Origin of the sequence: Streptomyces coryli (assembly GCF_011044975.1) — a bacterium.
Taxonomy (GTDB): Bacteria; Actinomycetota; Actinomycetes; order Streptomycetales; family Streptomycetaceae; genus Streptomyces; species Streptomyces coryli.
In genome coordinates, this window is sequence record NZ_JAAKZV010000067.1 from 1 (window position 1) to 16,222 (window position 16,222).

General features: G+C 72.2%; 16 protein-coding genes. 7 read left to right on the plus strand and 9 right to left on the minus strand.

What is annotated here, in order from left to right; genetic code table 11:
- Window positions 1–26: 26 nt before the first annotated feature.
- Window positions 27–428 (plus strand): (R)-mandelonitrile lyase, encoded by a 402-nt coding sequence (locus G5C51_RS17025; protein WP_165238169.1) that lies wholly within the window; start codon window positions 27–29, stop codon window positions 426–428.
- 27 nt (window positions 429–455) lie between these two features.
- On the opposite strand, the gene G5C51_RS17030 is transcribed toward G5C51_RS17025, so the two are convergent.
- Window positions 456–845, minus strand: coding sequence for a nuclear transport factor 2 family protein (locus G5C51_RS17030; RefSeq protein ID WP_165238170.1), 390 nt, complete (start codon window positions 843–845; stop codon window positions 456–458).
- Window positions 846–1,471: 626 nt separating this feature from the next.
- On the opposite strand from G5C51_RS17030, the gene G5C51_RS17035 reads away from it, so the two are divergent.
- On the plus strand, window positions 1,472–4,648 hold the full coding sequence (locus G5C51_RS17035) for a discoidin domain-containing protein (protein WP_165238171.1): 3,177 nt from the start codon (window positions 1,472–1,474) through the stop codon (window positions 4,646–4,648).
- A gap of 10 nt (window positions 4,649–4,658) precedes the next feature.
- Here G5C51_RS17035 and G5C51_RS17040 read toward each other — a convergent pair whose 3' ends face one another.
- Together G5C51_RS17040 and G5C51_RS17045 are read right to left on the minus strand one after the other, a co-directional pair.
- A complete protein-coding gene (locus tag G5C51_RS17040) occupies window positions 4,659–6,131 on the minus strand; it encodes a VCBS repeat-containing protein (protein ID WP_338118181.1) in 1,473 nt (490 codons plus the stop codon).
- Between the two features lie 106 nt (window positions 6,132–6,237).
- Window positions 6,238–6,978, minus strand: coding sequence for an SDR family NAD(P)-dependent oxidoreductase (locus G5C51_RS17045; protein ID WP_165238172.1), 741 nt, complete (start codon window positions 6,976–6,978; stop codon window positions 6,238–6,240).
- A gap of 66 nt (window positions 6,979–7,044) precedes the next feature.
- Between G5C51_RS17045 and G5C51_RS17050 the strand changes: the two genes are divergently transcribed.
- Window positions 7,045–7,407: a MerR family transcriptional regulator gene (locus tag G5C51_RS17050; protein ID WP_165238174.1), complete on the plus strand. Its 363-nt coding sequence runs from the start codon at window positions 7,045–7,047 to the stop codon at window positions 7,405–7,407.
- 3 nt (window positions 7,408–7,410) lie between these two features.
- On the opposite strand, the gene G5C51_RS17055 is transcribed toward G5C51_RS17050, so the two are convergent.
- Window positions 7,411–7,992, minus strand: a complete 582-nt coding sequence (locus tag G5C51_RS17055) for a TetR/AcrR family transcriptional regulator (RefSeq protein ID WP_165238176.1) — start codon at window positions 7,990–7,992, stop codon at window positions 7,411–7,413.
- 123 nt (window positions 7,993–8,115) lie between these two features.
- On the opposite strand from G5C51_RS17055, the gene G5C51_RS17060 reads away from it, so the two are divergent.
- Window positions 8,116–9,540 carry an MFS transporter gene (locus G5C51_RS17060; RefSeq protein ID WP_165238178.1) on the plus strand — a complete coding sequence of 475 codons (1,425 nt, stop codon included), beginning with the start codon at window positions 8,116–8,118 and terminating at the stop codon, window positions 9,538–9,540.
- A gap of 17 nt (window positions 9,541–9,557) precedes the next feature.
- Here the strand turns inward: G5C51_RS17060 and G5C51_RS17065 are convergent, their stop codons facing one another.
- Entirely contained in the window at window positions 9,558–9,989 is a 432-nt protein-coding gene (locus G5C51_RS17065) for a DUF3995 domain-containing protein (RefSeq protein WP_165238180.1), read from the minus strand.
- A complete protein-coding gene (locus tag G5C51_RS17070; RefSeq protein ID WP_165238182.1) occupies window positions 9,986–10,585 on the minus strand; it encodes a DUF2867 domain-containing protein in 600 nt (199 codons plus the stop codon). The genes G5C51_RS17065 and G5C51_RS17070 overlap by 4 nt, the downstream gene beginning before the upstream one ends.
- Before the next feature lie 110 nt (window positions 10,586–10,695).
- Between G5C51_RS17070 and G5C51_RS17075 the strand changes: the two genes are divergently transcribed.
- Complete coding sequence (locus tag G5C51_RS17075; protein ID WP_338118182.1) at window positions 10,696–11,271, plus strand: TetR/AcrR family transcriptional regulator; 576 nt, start codon at window positions 10,696–10,698, stop codon at window positions 11,269–11,271.
- Between the two features lie 21 nt (window positions 11,272–11,292).
- Here the strand turns inward: G5C51_RS17075 and G5C51_RS17080 are convergent, their stop codons facing one another.
- Entirely contained in the window at window positions 11,293–12,429 is a 1,137-nt protein-coding gene (locus tag G5C51_RS17080) for an agmatine deiminase family protein (protein ID WP_165238186.1), read from the minus strand.
- An 87-nt stretch (window positions 12,430–12,516) separates the two neighbouring features.
- Here G5C51_RS17080 and G5C51_RS17085 point away from each other — a divergent pair, with 87 nt between their 5' ends.
- A complete protein-coding gene (locus G5C51_RS17085; protein WP_165238188.1) occupies window positions 12,517–13,071 on the plus strand; it encodes a TetR/AcrR family transcriptional regulator in 555 nt (184 codons plus the stop codon).
- Here G5C51_RS17085 and G5C51_RS17090 read toward each other — a convergent pair.
- Both G5C51_RS17090 and G5C51_RS17095 read right to left on the minus strand, forming a co-directional pair.
- Entirely contained in the window at window positions 13,013–14,377 is a 1,365-nt protein-coding gene (locus G5C51_RS17090; RefSeq protein ID WP_338118183.1) for a uracil-xanthine permease family protein, read from the minus strand. The genes G5C51_RS17085 and G5C51_RS17090 overlap by 59 nt on opposite strands.
- Window positions 14,368–15,480, minus strand: coding sequence for an aryl-sulfate sulfotransferase (locus tag G5C51_RS17095; RefSeq protein WP_165238190.1), 1,113 nt, complete (start codon window positions 15,478–15,480; stop codon window positions 14,368–14,370). The genes G5C51_RS17090 and G5C51_RS17095 overlap by 10 nt, the downstream gene beginning before the upstream one ends.
- Before the next feature lie 160 nt (window positions 15,481–15,640).
- On the opposite strand from G5C51_RS17095, the gene G5C51_RS17100 reads away from it, so the two are divergent.
- Window positions 15,641–16,216, plus strand: coding sequence for a helix-turn-helix domain-containing protein (locus tag G5C51_RS17100; protein ID WP_165238192.1), 576 nt, complete (start codon window positions 15,641–15,643; stop codon window positions 16,214–16,216).
- Window positions 16,217–16,222 lie beyond the last annotated feature (6 nt).

Below are 16,222 nucleotides of genomic sequence, written 5' to 3' on the forward strand. Positions count from 1 at the left end.
GCCCGCCCGTACCAAGGAGCACCACCATGGAATTGCTGACCAAGCAGCCGACGATGAAGCTGCCCGCCGAATGGTTCACCGGCGACGCCTGGGCCGACGTGATCCACCGCGGCGAGGAGCCCTCCCGGGCCCGCGCCAACGCGGTGCGTTTCGCCCCCGGCGCCCGCACCGCCTGGCACAGCCACGGCCTGGGCCAGACCCTCTACATCGTCGAGGGCATCGCCCTGATCCAGTCCCGCGCCGGCGAGATCCTCGAGGCCCACCCGGGCGACGTGATCTGGACCCCGCCGGGCGAGGAGCACTGGCACGGCGCCGCCCCGGACCACTTCATGACCCACATCGCCCTGTGGGAGACCGACGAGGTCGCCTGGCTCGACCACGTCACCGACGCCGAGTACGGCGGGCCGCGCACAAGCACCCGCCGCTGACCCGACCCGCCGGTCCGGTCCGGTCCGTCAGAACATGCCATTGGCGTTCGCCGACTTGGCCGGCACCGCCTGAATGACGTCCCAGTGCTCGACGACCTTCCCGTCCTCCAGCCGGAAGTAATCCGCCAGCGCCTGGCCGGGGTTGTCCGGGTTGCCCGGCTCCAGGTCCAGGTGGGAGTGGGTGACCACCATGTCGCCCTCGGCGATGACGCGCTTGATGTCGAGCCTCAGCTCCGGGTACGCGCCGCGCAGCCACCGCACGAAGCCGATGAAGGCCTCAGGACCGTCGGCCGCGTCGGGGTTGTGCTGGACGTAGACCGGGCCGAAGTGGTCGGCGATCGCCCGCTCCGGGTCGCCGGCGAAGGCGGTGCGGTAGTAGTCGACGACGATCTGCTTGTTGCGCTCGATGTCAGACATGAAAAATGCTCCGATTCTGCTCGGGAGGATTCCCGGGAGAACGGAGCCTTGGATAAGGCAAGAGAGAAGTACCGGGAATCCAGGATGCTTCGACTGGATCGGCCCGCGCGCGGAAAACTCAGGCGGCTGGGCCGGCCGCCTCGCGCTGGTACAACTATCCCTTGCCGATCACACAGGGTGATCGTACGGCGGGATCTACCGCAACCTGTGCGGCGATTTCCCCTCGCACTTTCACGCTACGTGCCGCCACCGCCGGCGGCGACCGGCCGAAGGTCCCCCGTCGCAGAGCCCTTCGCCCTCACCATCGCCGGGAACCCGAGGAATCGTTTCTGCTACGCGCATGCGTGCCGCCGCCATGCCCGTCCACCAGTCGTAACTCGTCGCACCACACGCAGGCACCGGGCTCATGCCGAGGCGCGTTGAGCCATGTCATGACGCTGAGCAGGCCCAGGATCTCCGGGGTGGGGGACGGGGTCTCGATTGCATCCATGCACCGACCAACGAAGCTCCGGAGGCCGGGACACGGCGGTCGGGCCGACTGTAAGACAACCCGTCACTGATGAACACGATCGTTCAGAGGTACGTCAAAGCACGACCGTTGACGGTCGCCCGTACAACGTTGAAGAATGTGCGACACCTTTCTGACAACGTTGTCCAGCCCGAGAGGACCCTCCGTGCCGCACCACCCTCCCCCGGTCGATCGCCGACGGTTCCTGCAGCTCATCGGCCTTGCGGGCGCCGTCACCGCGCTACCCGCCGCGCTGGGCGGCGCGGCGGCGCGGGCCGCCGGGGGCGCCGACACGCCGCCCGACGAGATCGCCGCCACGTACCACCGCGTCCTGCTGCACCACACCAAGTGGTCCGAGACGCAGTGGGACGCGACCAAGGGGCACTACACCAACAAGGACTTCGGCTTCGCCGTCGTGCTCGGCAATGCGGTGCTGCTCACGCACGGCAGCTACGACGCGGACGTCGCCGGGATCGACCGCGAGACCCTCAAGAAGCGCACCCTCGCCTCCATCCGCCACTTCGCCGCGTCGAACCGGCTCACCGGCGGCACGGAATGGGGCCGCAAGCTGTTCTTCGACACGACCTTCCAGTCGTACTTCATCCTCGCCGCCCGCCTGCTCTGGGACGACCTGGACGGCACCACCCGTAAGAACATCGACACCATCACCCGCGAACAGGCCGCCTACACCACCTCGCTGGGCACCGGCGACGACCCGGACTCCGGCGACTGGACGCCGAACGGGCTGAAGGGCCGCTACATAGGCGACACCGCGCTGGAGGAGATGGGGCTCTACGCGCAGACCCTCGCGCCCGCCCTCGCCTGGGCGCCCGACGACCCGCGCGCCGCCGCCTGGTCGGACGGCTACGGCACCTGGTCCCGTAACGAGGCCGGACTGCCGCCCGCCGACCTCGCCAACCCGGCCCGGGTGGACGGCGTCGCCGTCTCGGAGAACACCGCCCACAATCTCTACGACACCTTCATCGTGGAGAACCACGAGTCCTTCGGCCCGCACTACCAGGAAGAGCTGTGGCGCACCTCCGCCCGTAACTCGATCCACTTCCTGACGGCACAGCAGCCGCTGCCCGAGGTCCTCACCCGCCAGCCCAACGCGGACCCGCTCTGGCGCACCCTGCTCGGCGTCATGAGCGACGCCGGCGAGCCGCTGATGCCGATGGTCAACGACCGCGAGCACCTCTACGGCCGGGACGTGATCCCGCTGGCCTTCCTGGCGCAGGTGGCGGGCGATCGCGCCGCCGCGCGGGCGGAGCAGGAGCTGGCCGAGCGGCTGGAGGCGTACCAGAAGTACCCGCCCGAGTACCGGCTCGCGAAGTTCTCCGGCGAGCCCAAGTACGAGCCGGAGGCCCGGGCCGAGGTCGCGATCAGCTATCTGCTGCACGTCTGGGCGGCGGCCGAAGGACGGCAGGTGCAGCCGCTGTCGCGGGCCGAGTTGTTCGCGCAGGCGTCCGGGGTGACGGACTTCGGCACCGGGCCCGGGCTGGTGTCGCACCAGTCGCCGGCGGCGTGGGCCGGGGCCGTATCGAAGGCCGGGTTTGTGAAGTTCGCCTGGCAGCCCGCCCATGACGACTGGCTGTTCAGGCTCAGCGGCGGCACGCCGATGTTCCTGCCGGACACGGGCGCCAAGGTCGAGCGGCGGGCGGTCAGGGCGTACGGGAAGGTGCGCGACGGCTTCGACGGCTCCGCCACGATGCTGCGCCTCGACAGCGGCTACGCGGGATTCACGACCCTGCCGACGGGTGCCGTCGTCTACGCGAGCAGCGGAACGGGCGCGGGGGAGGGGCGCCTTGAGGTGCACAACCTCACCATGCCGGGGGTGGCGGGCCTCGACGGCTCCCGCACCTACCGGTTCGAGGAGGGCGAGGCGACGGTCCGCGCGCAGGACGCCTCCGCCGAGGCCAAGGCCACCGGACGCGTCGACCGGCTGACCTTCGACCGCACCTCGGTGCGGCACCTGCGCATGCTCGGCGTCCGCCCCGACCCCACCTACGGCTACTCGCTTTACGCCTTCGAGGCGCGCGCCGATGCCGACGGTACGGACCTGGCCCGTGGCAAGGCCGCCACCGCGTCCTCCGCCGAAAGCGGCAGGGGTGCGGAGCTCGCGGTCGACGGCGACGCCGCGACCCGCTGGGCGGTGGCGAAGGCCGAACGCCCGCGCGCTGACAGCTGGCTGGCCGTCGACCTCGGCGACGCCCAGGACATCGCGGAGGTCACCCTGCGCTGGGAGGCCGCCGCGGGGCGTGGCTATCGCATCCAGGGCTCCGCCGACGGCAAGGACTGGACCGACCTGGTGACCGGGCCGACCCCGTCCGCCCGCAGCCGCGGCGGCTGGCTGGACATCGACGGCCGGGCGGGTGTCGTCGTACGCGGCACGGAGCAACCACTGGCCGTGTACGGCGACACGATCGTCCTGGCGGACGGCGCGGCGGAGCCCGTCGTGATCGAGGGATTCGCGGACGCTTCCGCTACGGCGCTGCGTGCCGCCGCGCGCAAGGCGGCGCCGGTGGCCGAGCAGGCGGAGGTGCGGGCGGCGCTCACCGATGACCATCTGAGTCTCTTCAACCTTTCCGGAGACCAGGCCGCCACCCGTATCGAGGTGCCCCAACCCGGCCGTGAGCTGCTGGTCTTCGAGGGCGAGCAGACCGTCAGCGGCGAGGGCACGACCTACGAGGCCCGACTGGAGGCCGGCGCCGCGGTGCTGCTCCCGCCCCGCTTTAAGCTCTCCTCGCCGTCGGGCGCGGCGCTGCCGGCCGGGCTGCGGGTGCGGGTGGAGGACGGCGCGCGGCTGCGCCTGTCCGGGGCCAGTTGCCGGGTGCGCGTCGAGGGGCAGGGACACAGCACGGTCGCGTCGGTACGGGCCGGCCGGGAGACCACGGTCACCGTGCCTGGCGCCGTGGCGTACCCCCACGACGACTTGGCCCTGGGCCGCAATGTCTTCCCCACCAGCCCACTGCCGGACGGCATGTCGGACCCGGCCGCGGCGGTCGACGGCGACCCGGCGACGGCGTGGCGCCCCGGCAGGGACGGCCGCCTGGTCGTGGACCTGGGCGCCGAGCGGCAGATCCGCACCGTGGAAGGGGAATGGACCACGGCGGGCGCCCCGGCCGCAACGGTTGAATTCAGTAAGGACGGCATCGACTACCGCGACGCGGGACGCCTTTCGGGGCGCGGACGCACGCGGACGCTCGACGCCACGGGTTCGGCGCGCTACGTCGCCCTGCGGGTGGACGGCACGCCCGACAGCGGCGCGAAGCTGATGCGGCTGTCGGTGCGCTGAGGTCAGCGGCTCAGTGACTGCTCAGCGGCTTGCCGTACTTGAGCGCGGAGGCCGGGGACGGGAGGCCGAGGGAGGTGGGGTGGAACGCCGTTGAGCCGTTGGCCGATGCGGCGGGGAAGAGCCACACCGCGCCCGCCGAGGCGTTCTCGCCGGGCGAGCCGACCGTGACGTCCGGGACGCCGTTGCGGTCGTAGTCCGCCGTGGCGGCCGCGGCGCCGAAGGCGTCGCCCGCCTCGGCGACTCCCGGTACGTTGGCCGAATCCTGGTTCCAGGCAACGGCCTTGGCCGCGCCGGCGGAGTCGAGCAGGCCCTGCGCGCTGCCGCTGAGCCGGGTCACGGCACCGGCCCCCGCCCGGTCGCCGATGGCCTCGCCGGGAGCGCCGGCGAGCAGGTCGTCGCGGCCGTCGCGGTTGACGTCCGCGACGCCCAGGGCGGCGCCGAAGCGGTCGCCGGCCTCGGCCACGCCCGGCACCCCGGCGGTGTCCTGGTAGAGGGTCTCCGTACCGGTGCCGAACCAGTTGCCCGCGGCGGCATCTCCGTAATGGAGGTGGATGCCGCCGCCCTTGGCGACCGCCTCGGGGCCGCAGGGATCGTCGATGTTCTCGTCGGCGATCTCGCGGCACTCGCCGAGCGCCAGGTCGTCGTTGCCGTCACCGTTGAAGTCGCCGGCGGCGAGCGCTGTGACGCCCGCGTTGTCGGTGTTCCAGACGTTGGCCAGCTGCGACGCGCCCGCGTCCCAGCTCCACACGCGTACGTGGGACTGGGTGAAGGGGTCGCCCGCGGTCCAGTACCCGACCGCCAGCTCGGCCCTGCCGTCGTTGTCGAAGTCGCCGGTGGTGAGGATCGGGGCGCGGCCGCCCATGGGGGCGGCGACGACGGTGCTGACCACGCTGTCCTCACCCAAGATGACGCGGGCGACGACCTTGTCGGTGCCGCCGATCAGGATCTCCAGGTTGTCGTCGCCGGTCATTTCGGCCGCGGCGACGGACTTCCCGTACGCCGCCGACGCCGCCGGGCCGCTGAGGACGTTGGCCCCCGGCCCCGGGCCGCCGGGCGCGCCGGTCACGACGGTGACCAGCCCGGCATCCGTACCGCGGTCGGTGACGTCCTCCCCGGGTACGCCGGCCAGCAGCTCCGCGATGCCGTCGCCGCTGGTGTCGGCGAGGGTCACGGAGGCGCCGAAGCGATCGCCCGCCTCCGGGGTCCCGGGCACCTCGGCGGTGGCCTGGCTGATCCGGATGCTGCCGTGCTTGCCCACGCCCTTCGGGCCGCCGAAGACGACGTTCACATATCCGGCCTTCGCCGCGCCGCCGACGGTTCCGTCCGGGACGCCGACGGCGAGGTCCGCGTAGCCGTCACCGTTGAAGTCACTGGTCTCGGGCGGCGGCGCGGCCGACGTGCTGCCGGGCAGCAGCACGATCCCCGCGGTGGCCGCCGCGGCGGCGACGGCGATGGCGGTCCGGAGGCGGAGGGTGTACGACACGGGTGGCTCCAACCGGTTCGGCAGGTGACGCGGATGTGTACCCCGTGTGACTGCCGAAGGATGCGCCGGGTTGTACGCAGTAAAGCGGAGATGGCGGGCCCGGGCGTCAGGTCGTGTAGCCGCCGTCCACGGCGAGGGTGGTGCCGGTGACGTAGCGGCCGCCGGGGCCCGCGAGATAGGCCACCGCGGCGGCGATGTCGGCCGGCTCGCCGTAACGGCCCAAGGCGGTGAGGGCGCGCTGGAAGTGGGCCGTCTCTCCGTCCGCGGGGTTCATGTCCGTGTCGATCGGACCCGGGTCCACGAGGGTGGCGGTAATGCCGCGCGGGCCCAGCTCGCGGGCGAGGCCCTTGGTCAGCCCGAGCAGCGCGGACTTCGCCGTCGCCTGCAGGACGAAGTTCGCGCCGGGCACGCGCCCGTTGAAGCACGAACCGATGGTGATGATCCGCCCGCCGTCGCCAAGATGCGGGGCGGCAGCCTGGGCGGCCAGGACCACCGATTTCACGTCCACGGCGAGCACCCGGTCCAGCTCCGCCGCCGACACCTGCGCCAGCGAACCGTAGGCGAGATAGCCCCCATTGCTGACCAGAATGTCGATGCCGCCCAGCTCCCGCACCGTCCGCTCCACCGCCTCCGCGGCCGCCTCCGGCCGGGCCAGGTCGGCCTCAATGATGAGGGCCCGGCCGCCCCCGGCCTCGATCTCCTTGGCGACCTCGCGTGCTTCGTCGGCCGCCTGTACGTAGGTAAGCGCCACCGCCGCGCCGTCACCGGCCAGCCGCCGTGCGATCGCCGCGCCGATGCCGCGACTGCCGCCGGTCACCAGCGCCACCTTGCCTGTCAGTTCGCTCATGCCGCTACGCTAAAAGTTGACACCGGTGTCAGATTCAAGTCCTCGGGCAGAGCGCAGGGGTGGGATGTGCGGATCGGCGAACTGGCACGGCGCAGCGGCGTGAGTGAGCGCTCGCTGCGCTATTACGAGAAGCAGGGCCTGCTCACGGCCGAACGCACCCCGGGCGGCCACCGCGAGTACGGCGACTGGGCCGTCGACCGGGTCATCCGCATCCAGACCCTCTACGCCGCGGGCCTGAACAGCAAGAAAATCGCCCTGCTGCTGCCGTGCCTGAAGGACGGCGACGGCGCGCCGAGCGAGGCCGCCACGCCCCGGCTGGTCCGCGAACTCACCGCGGAACGCGCCCGCATCGACCGTACGATCACCGAACTGCTCCGCTCGCGCGAGGTCCTGGACGAGGTCATCACGACCGCGACCGCCACTCCGTAGGGATCAGCGCAGGACCACACCCTCCAGCATCAGCTGCAGCACCCGGGTGCCGGCGTCGCGGCCCGGTGCCGAGTTCTCGCGTACCCAGCCCGCGGCGGTCAGGAGGTCGAAGAGCTCGTCGGGGGTGAGGTCGGCCCGGACCCGGCCCGCGTCCTGTGCGGCGCGCAGCAGGTCGGCGCCGCAGCGGTGCATCGCCGCGCACGCCACGTGGGAGGGCGTGCCCTCGTCGTACATCGCCTCGGTGAGGATGCCGACCAGGCCGCGGAAGGTGCTGATGTGCGCGACGGCCTGCTCCATCCAGTGGGTGAGCGCGTCAAGCGGGTCGGTGGCCGCGTACGCGCCGGCCTCGGCGACGAGCGTGTCCAGGCCGTCGCGGGTGGCGGCCTCCACGAGGGCGGCCCGGGTGGGGAAGTGCCGGTAGAGGGTGCCGATGGCGACGCCCGCCTGGCTCGCGATGTCCTCGAGGGAGGCGTCGGAGCCGGTGGCCGCGAAGGCCTTGCGGGCCGCGGCGAGGATCGTGTCGTAGTTGCGCCGGCCGTCCGCCCGCTTGGGGCGCTGGGCGATGTAGGGCGTCGTCGCCGCCATGGCCGTTCCTCCCGCTGTTGACTACATGAGGCTGCCTCAGCTTAACTGACGCCGTTAACCTGAGGTGGCCTCACGTTAGGTGATGGGGGTCATCCGTCGATTGACCGTCGAGGAGGCACCCGTATGTCCACCGAAACCAGCCCGCCCTCCGGGCCGACCGCCCAAGCCCCGCCTGCCGCCTGGGGTCTTGTGCTGCTCGCACTCGTCGGCGCGGAGTTCATGCTCCAGCTCGACGGCACCATCGTGAACGTTGCGCTGCCCGGCGTCCAAGCCGACCTCGGCCTGAGCGTCACCGGCGCCTCCTGGGTGCTCAACGGCTTCTTCCTCGCCTTCGGCGGCCTGCTGCTGCTCGCCGGGAGGGTCGGCGACGTGCTCGGTCACCGCCGGGTCTTCCTCGCCGGCGTCGCCCTGGTCGGCTCCGCCTCGCTGCTCGCCGGTCTGGCCCCGAACTTCCCGGTCCTACTGACCGGCCGCGTGCTGCAGGGTGCCGGGGCCGCGATGGCGGGGCCGGCCGGACTGGCGCTGCTCACCGCCGAGTTCGAGGGGGAGCGGCGGCAGCGGGCCTTCGGCCTGTACTCCACCGTCACCGGCCTCGGCGCCGCCGCCGGCATGATCCTCGGCGGGGTGCTGACCTGGGCCGGCGACTGGCGCTGGACCCTGTTGGTGAACGTGCCCATCGCCCTGGCCATCGTCCTGACCGCCGCCAAGGTGCTCACCCGCACCGCCGCCCCGACCGCGCGCCGCCCCCTCGGCCTCGCCGCAGCCGTCCTGGTGACCGGAGCCCTGACCGCCCTCGTCTACGGTCTGGTCCGCGCCGCCGAGGCCGGCTGGAGCGACACCGGCACGCTGCTCGCACTCGGCGCCGCCGTCGTCCTGGCCGCCGCCCTGCTCGCGGTCGACGCGCGCGCGGCCGACCCCCTGCTCCCGCTACGGATCTTCGCGCACCGCGAGCGCGCGGGCGGCTTCCTCGGCCTGATCCTGCTGGCCGCCGTGCTGACCGCGTTCCTGTTCTACGTGGTCCAGTACCTGGACGCCGTCCTCGGCTTCGGGTCCCTCGAACGCGGCCTGGCCATCCTGCCGTTCGGCCTCGGCATGCTCGCCACCACCCAGCTGCTCACCAAGTACCTGGCCGGGATCGGCGCCAAGGCCCGCGGCGTGCTCGGTCTCGCCGTGGTCGCCGCCGCCGTGCTGTGGCTGACCCGGCTGGACGGCGCCAGCGGCTACGCGGCCGATGTCCTGCCGCCCATCGTCGTCCTCGGCATCGGCGTCGGCCTGGCGATCGTCCCGGTGAACATGACCATCCTCGCCACCTCCCGGCCCGAGGACACCGGCATCACGGCGGGCATCCTGCAGGCCGCGCTCACGGTCGGCGGCACCATCGGGCTCGCGGTCCTGCTCATCCCGTTCACGTCGGGTAGCGGCGAGCCCGCCGACACGATCTCGACCCTGTTCTGGTGGGCGACCGGGATCGCCGTGGCGGCGGTGCTCGTCGTGGGCGGATTCTGGTTCGGCGGCCGACCGGCGAGCGGCGATGAGCAGGACGGGTAGCGAGCCGGCCCGAGCCGTCAACGCCGGATCGCCGCCACCGCGACCGTCGTCGACAGCAGGCACAGCACCAGGCACAGCGGCGAGTAGAGCACCGAGTTCCAGTGCCGGAACTCGGCGGCGGCACCGGCATTCATGAAGTAGCCGCCGATGCCGCGGACGAGCATGACCGCGGCGAGGACGGCCATGCCGGTGAGCTGGAGCCAGTCCGGGCCGATCTTCGGGAGGGTGCCGTTGACCATGAGGGTGAGCACCCCGCCCCCGACCAGCGCGGCCCCGATGAGCACGGTCACCAGCGGGGGCGGCATCTCGCCGGTGTCGATGCCGGCGATCGTCTTGGTGAAGGTCACCTTGTCGCGCCACGGCCAGGGCGTGGCAGCCCAGATGAAGTGGAAGATGCCGATCACCACGAGGATGAGGGTGAGCAATCCGGGGACCAATGTGCGGATCATGCGTCCGCCTTTCCACGTGCTGCCAGCCACTCGCGGCCGATGGAGCGCATCAGCGCCGGGTACACGCCGACGTACCGGAAGGGCTTGATCGCCGCCATGTAGAGCGCGCCGAGGAACCCGTTCGGCTTCACCAGGACGGCCATCTGACCGCGGTAGCCGCCGGATTCGTCCGGGACCCAGCCGATGTGCATCACCGCGTGCACCGTCTTGTTGCCCATCTCGGCGGCCCACTCGTCGTCCCGCTGATAGAGGGAGGTGAACGGGGACTCGCCGAGGCCGGGACCTCCCGGCCCCTCGCGAAGGTCTGCCGGCAACCGGTCGCGCAGGGACGCCACCCGGGCGCCGACGCCCGTACCGGAGGAGTCCCAGCCGAGCAGCGCGCCGAGCTTCCAGCGGACGGCGAAGAGCACGCGGGAGACCAGGTCTTCGCCGTTCACTCCGCCGCGGATTCCGTCGGCGATCTGGTGCACCAGCAGCGGCAGGTCGTCGGGGCCGCCGGGGGTGGGCAGCGCCCACACGTCCTCGACCGTGAAGTCGTCGGCGATCTCGTGGATCCGCCACGGGCGGTCGGTGTGCGCAGTTCTCGGAAGCCTCATGCCGACGGTCATCTCACTCACTCCGTCCATCTGTACGGTAGCGTATAAATGGCAGGCTAGCCCATTTATACGCAGGCGTATATTCGACGAAAGGTGAGGTGGAGCACATCGTGGCCACGGCACGCACGCCCCGTGAGCGGTGGATCGAGGAGGGGCTGCGCGCGCTGGCCGACGGCGGCCCCGACGCCGTCCGCATCGAGGCGCTGGCCAAGCGGCTCGGTGTCACCAAGGGCGGCTTCTACGGGTTCTTCGCCGACCGCGGCGCGCTCCTCGACGCGATGCTCGACACGTGGGAGCGGGAGAGTACCGACGAGGTCATCGAGCGCGTCGAGCTGGAGGGCGGCGACCCGAAGACCAAGATCCACCGGGCGGGCCGGCTGACCTTCTCCGACGACCGCCTGCGCCCCATCGACCTCGCCGTCCGGGACTGGGCCCGGCGCGACGAAGCGGTCGCCGAGCGGCTGCGGCGCGTCGACAACGTACGCATGAATCTGCTGCGCGAGATGATCGGCACCTTCTGCTCCGACCCCGACGAGGTCGAGGCGCGCAGCCTGCTCGCCTTCTGCGTGGCGATCGGTGAGCAGTTCCTCGCCGCCGACCACGAAGGCCGCACCCGCGCCCAAGTCCTCGCCCGGGCCGCCGATCTGCTCCTCGACCGCCCCTCCGGGGCAGGCCGCACCCCCTGACGCGGATCCTTCGTGCGGCCGCTACTTCGGCTGCTGCTGGGTCGCGCAGTGGATGCCGCCGCCGCCCTCGCCGAGCGTGTCGACCGGGAGCTGGACGACCTCGCGGCCCGGGTAGAGGTCGCGCAGGATGGCGGCGGCGTCGCGGTCGGCGCGGCGGTCGCCGAAGCGGGGCAGGATGACGCCGTCGTTGACGACGTAGTAGTTGACGTAACTGGCGAGGAACTCCTCGCTGTGCCCGGTCAGGTGGCCGGGCTCGGGCAGGTCCACGATCTCGAGCCGCTTGCCGTCGGCGTCGACGGCGTCGCTCAGCACCGCGCGGGCCTGGTCGTACGCGCGCCGCCACACGTCCTTGGGGGCGCCGTCGGCGGGCTTGCTCATGACGACGACGCCGGGCTCGGAGAAGCGCGCCAGCGCGTCGATGTGGTAGTCCGTGATGTCCTTGCCCTTGACGCCCTTCACCCAGATTACCTCGGTGACGCCGAAGAGGTTCTGGAGCGCCTTCTCGATGTCGTCCCGGGACTTGCCGGGATTGCGGTTGCGGTTGACCCAGGAGCTCTCGGTCGCGAGCAGGGTGCCCGCGCCGTCGACCTCGAGCGCGCCGCCCTCGCCCGTGATCGGGGCCTTGATCCGCCTGATGTCCGCGTGGTCGAGGACGGCGCGGGCGACGGTGGCGTCGTGGCGGTGGGGCTGCTTGTTGCCCCAGCCGTTGAAGTTCAGATCGACTCCGGCCATGCCGCCTTCCGGCCCGCGTACGAAGGACGGGCCGGTGTCGCGCATCCACAGATCGTCCACCGCGGCGGGCAGCACCTCGACGCCGCTGCCGCACGCCTTCCGGGCGGCCTTCGCGTCCGCCTGATTGGCCAGGAGTGTCACCGGCTCGAACTCCGCGATCGCCCGCGCGATGCCGGCGATGTCGTCGCGTACGCCGTCGACATCCGGGCCCCAGATGCCCCGGGTGGGCCAGGCCATGAAGGTGCGCTCGTGCGGCTCCCGCTCCTCGGGCATGCGCATTCCGGCAGCGGCAGTGGCAGCCGCGGGCGCCGCCCGCTCCGCCTCGTCCCGCGCCTGGTCCGGCTCTTTCCGGCCGCAGGCGCTCAGCAGCCCGCCGAGGGCCGCGAGGGCGCCGGTCTGCAGCATCTTGCGGCGGTGAAGAACCATGATCTACTCCCTGACTGAAAATTTAGTCAGGCCCAGAATACGGCATCATGAGATCTCCAGCCCGCTGTGATCGCCCCGGGAGCGCTGATGCCGGACAGGCCCACCCAGATCCTTCAAGCCACGGCCCGCCTCATCGCCCACCGCGGCGTGCGCGGGCTGCGCGTGGAGGAGGTCGCGGCCGAGGCGGGCGTGTCGACCGCGCTGATCTATTACCACTTCAAGAACCGCGCGGGCCTACTCCGGCACACCCTGGACTTCATCAACCGGCGCGCCATCCGCTACACCGAGCCCGACGTCCGTGCCCCCGATCCCCGCGCCCAGCTGACCGATATGCTCCTGATGGAGCTGCAGGACGACCCGTCCGTACGGGAGAACAGCGCGGCCTGGGGCGAGTTGCGGGCCACGGCTGTCTTCGACTCCGGTCTCCACGAGGAACTGGCCGCCGCCACCACGGCCTGGGTCACGGATGTGGCGGACCTGATCCGCCAGTCCGAGGCCGCCCAGGACACGGACCCGCAGGCCGCCGCCGAACGCCTCGTCGCTCTGGTCGAAGGCCTCAGCCAGCAGTGGCTGAGCCGCACGCTCACGCTCGAGCGCGCCCGCGAGCTGCTCCGCTCCGCCGTCGACCGCGAGCTGCGCTGACGGCACCGCGCTGCACCGCGTGCAGCGCCACGGCGGTCAGCGTCCCCGCCACCACGCCGCTGCCGAGCACCGTCCGCACCCACCCCGGGAACGCGTCGTAGAGCCCGGGCGCGACCACCGGCGCCAGCCCGACGGCGAGGGCGAGCGCCGCCACCATCGACTGGCCGCGGTCGGCGAGGTCCCCGCGGTGCAGCATGTCCGCGCCCATCACGGCGATCATCGCGTACACGACGAGCCCCGAGCCGCCGACCACCGGCGCCGGGATGCCCGCGAGCAGCCGGGACAGTGGCGCGAGCAGGCCGGCCGCGAGCAGCAGCGCGCCCGCCGCCGCGGTGACGTAGCGGCTGCGTACGCCGGTGAGCTTGGTGATGCCGACGTTCTCGGAGCTGGTGACCATCAGCGAGCCGCCGAAGACGCCGCCTAGCAGGGATACGGCCGCGTCCGCCCGCGCGACCCGCGGCACGTCGCGCTCCGGGTGCGGGTCCCGGCCGACGGTCTCGCTGTTGAGCACCGTCTGGCCGGTGATCTCCGCGAGCGTGGTGAGGCTGAAGATCAGCAGCGGCAGCGCGGCAAGCAGGTCGAACTGCGGGGCGCCGTACGGGAACGGGTCCGGCAGCGCCATCCCCGACCCCTCCGCCGGAGCGAAGTCCCCGAGCCCGGTCACCACCGCGACGAGCGTCCCGACCACCATGCCGATCAACACCGCCGTCTGCCGCCACACCCCGCGCAGCAGCACGTACGCGGCGAAGGTGGCGCCGATGGTGATGCCCGCGAGGGCGACGGCGGCGCGCCCCGGATGCCCCTCGGGGCCGGTGACCAACTGCGCCGCCACCCGCACCATCGCGATGCCGATGAGCAGCACCGTCACGCCCATCACCAGCGGCGGGAAGAGCCGCACGATACGGGCGTAGAGCGGCGTCACGGCAAGCAGCAGCAACGCCGCCAGCAGCACCGAGCCGCTCGCCACCGCGGGCCCGTGATCCTGCGCGATCTGCAGGAACAGCGCCGCCGCGGCCCCGCCCGGCAGCATCACGAACGGCAGCCGCGCGCCGACCCCGTACCGCCCGAGGGACTGCAGCAGCGCCCCGAGCCCGCACAGCACCAGCACGGCGCTGAGCAGCGAGGCGGTGCGGGCGGGGGAGAGGTGCAGGGCGGTGGCGGTGAGGAAGACCGTGGAGATGGGCGCCGCGACCATTGCCAGCACGTGCTGGACGGCGAGCGGCGCGAGGCGGTGCAGCGGCACGCGCTCGTCGACGGGGTCGATGGCGTCGGCGGGCTTGGAGCTTGCGGGCGGGGTCACAGCCACGGCAGCTCCTCGGCCGCGTAACGGTAGGAGCGGAAGACCGCGTTGGGCGCGGACGGGAAGAGCGAGCGGACCTCGCTCTCCTCGTACGGCGCGAACTGCGGCACCACGTACTCCCAGCACAGATAGCCGTCCGCGGTCACCTCGAAGAGGCGCCCGGCGGGGGAGTCGGTGACGAGGGTGTTGCCGTTCGGCAGCCGCTGGGCGGAGCCCATGAACGGCGCGAAGAAGGACTCCCTCGCCGGATCGTGGTACTCCCACACGACCTTGCCGCTCGCCCGCTCGATCTCGATCACGCGCGAGTACGGGACGTCGGAGCCGCGCCGGAAGACGCCGTTGTCGAAGACAAGGAGATTGCCGTTCGGCAGCTCGGTGGGATGGTGCTGCTGGGAGACGGCGCCCGGGTCCGTACGCCACACCACCTCGCCCGTGGCGCGGCTGATCACGATCACGGCGGAGGTGCTGCGCAGCGAGGCGACGATGTCGCCGTCGGCGAGTTCCGCCACGGAGTTGATGAGCGGCCAGTGCTCGCGGGCGTAATGCGGGTGCAGCGGGAAGTCGTTCCGGTCGAGGTGCTCGGCGGCGCGCCACTCCCACCGCACGGTGCCGTCGGCGTCGAGTTCCTTGATGGTGTCGGCCCATACGGTGCCGCCCCCGGCCTCCGTGCCCGGCACCCCGCCGCGCACCGCGGCCGCGGCCGCGCCGGTGAGCGGCTCCAGGGCGGTGTAGAGGATGCGGCCGTCGTCGAGGTGGTTGGCGTCGTGGTGCTGCAGCGGGTCGCGGTGCTCGCGCAGCACGGTGCCGTCCGGGGCGGCCTGCAGCATGACGCCGCCGCGGTACTTGTGCCACATCGGGAAGTGCGCGGACTCGCCGGGCAGCACGCCGTTGTAGGCGAGATTCCCGCCGGGGAGGATGCGGGCGTGCCGGCCCGGACGGTACGGCAACCGCCACTCGTGCACGGCCCGACCGTGCAGGTCGACGAGGTAGACCTCGCCGGTGCCGGTGAGCGGGGCGTAGAGGGTGTGGCCGGGGAAGGCGGCGGAGTCGTCCAGGGCGATGAGTCCGGTGCCGCGACGGCGGCGGGAGTTCTGGTCGATACGTGGCATGGCGAGTGCAGGCCCCCAAGGTGTGCCGGTGCTGTCAAAGTTTCTTTGATACGAGCAATTGGGTTAGAACTTAGGGGGCGTTTGTGACAGCGGCGTTGCAGCCGTACGAAGCCCTGTTCTGCGGGTGCGTAGGCTGCTGGCAGCGGAGGGGAGTTCGGGGATGGCGGACGAGGAGAGCGGCGGGCCGCGCGTGGGCGCGGGCATCCGCCGGCGGCGCAGGTCGCTGGACCTGACGCTGGCGGAAGTGGCCGCCCGCTCGGGCCTGTCGGCCCCGTTCCTCAGCCAGATCGAGAACGACCGGGCGCGCCCGAGCATGCGCTCGCTACAGCTGGTCGCGGACGCCCTCGGCACCACGGCCGTACAGCTGCTCGCCGCGGCCGAGCCCGCCCGCGAGGTCGACGTCGTACGGTCCGCCGAGGCGTCGGCGCTGGACGCGGCGGACGACGCCCGGGTCCGCCCGCTGGTGCGGGGCCATCACCAGCTGCACGCGCTGGAGTTCACCGGCGACCACGACGGGGCGCGGGAGTTCCGGCACCGTAACGACGAGCTCATGTACGTGGCCGACGGCGCCGCGGAGGTCGAGGCGGAAGGCCGCAGCTACCGCCTCGCCCGCGGCGACACCCTCTACCTCACCGGTGGCGTCCGCCATCGCTGGCGGGCGACCGCGCCGGGCACGCGGGTGCTGCTGGTCGCCGTAGCCGACCACATCGAGGCAGCGGCGGACCCGCGGGCCTGACAAGGG

Bases quoted from the DNA above. Each gene is read 5' to 3' on its own strand.
- G5C51_RS17025 (WP_165238169.1), top strand. From the start codon at position 27: ATGGAATTGCTGACCAAGCAGCCGACGATGAAGCTGCCCGCCGAATGG.
- G5C51_RS17030 (WP_165238170.1), bottom strand. From the start codon at position 845: ATGTCTGACATCGAGCGCAACAAGCAGATCGTCGTCGACTACTACCGC.
- G5C51_RS17035 (WP_165238171.1), top strand. From the start codon at position 1,472: ATGTGCGACACCTTTCTGACAACGTTGTCCAGCCCGAGAGGACCCTCC.
- G5C51_RS17045 (WP_165238172.1), bottom strand. From the start codon at position 6,978: ATGAGCGAACTGACAGGCAAGGTGGCGCTGGTGACCGGCGGCAGTCGC.
- G5C51_RS17055 (WP_165238176.1), bottom strand. From the start codon at position 7,992: ATGGCGGCGACGACGCCCTACATCGCCCAGCGCCCCAAGCGGGCGGAC.
- G5C51_RS17060 (WP_165238178.1), top strand. From the start codon at position 8,116: ATGTCCACCGAAACCAGCCCGCCCTCCGGGCCGACCGCCCAAGCCCCG.
- G5C51_RS17065 (WP_165238180.1), bottom strand. From the start codon at position 9,989: ATGATCCGCACATTGGTCCCCGGATTGCTCACCCTCATCCTCGTGGTG.
- G5C51_RS17070 (WP_165238182.1), bottom strand. From the start codon at position 10,585: ATGAGGCTTCCGAGAACTGCGCACACCGACCGCCCGTGGCGGATCCAC.
- G5C51_RS17080 (WP_165238186.1), bottom strand. From the start codon at position 12,429: ATGGTTCTTCACCGCCGCAAGATGCTGCAGACCGGCGCCCTCGCGGCC.
- G5C51_RS17085 (WP_165238188.1), top strand. From the start codon at position 12,517: ATGCCGGACAGGCCCACCCAGATCCTTCAAGCCACGGCCCGCCTCATC.
- G5C51_RS17095 (WP_165238190.1), bottom strand. From the start codon at position 15,480: ATGCCACGTATCGACCAGAACTCCCGCCGCCGTCGCGGCACCGGACTC.
- G5C51_RS17100 (WP_165238192.1), top strand. From the start codon at position 15,641: ATGGCGGACGAGGAGAGCGGCGGGCCGCGCGTGGGCGCGGGCATCCGC.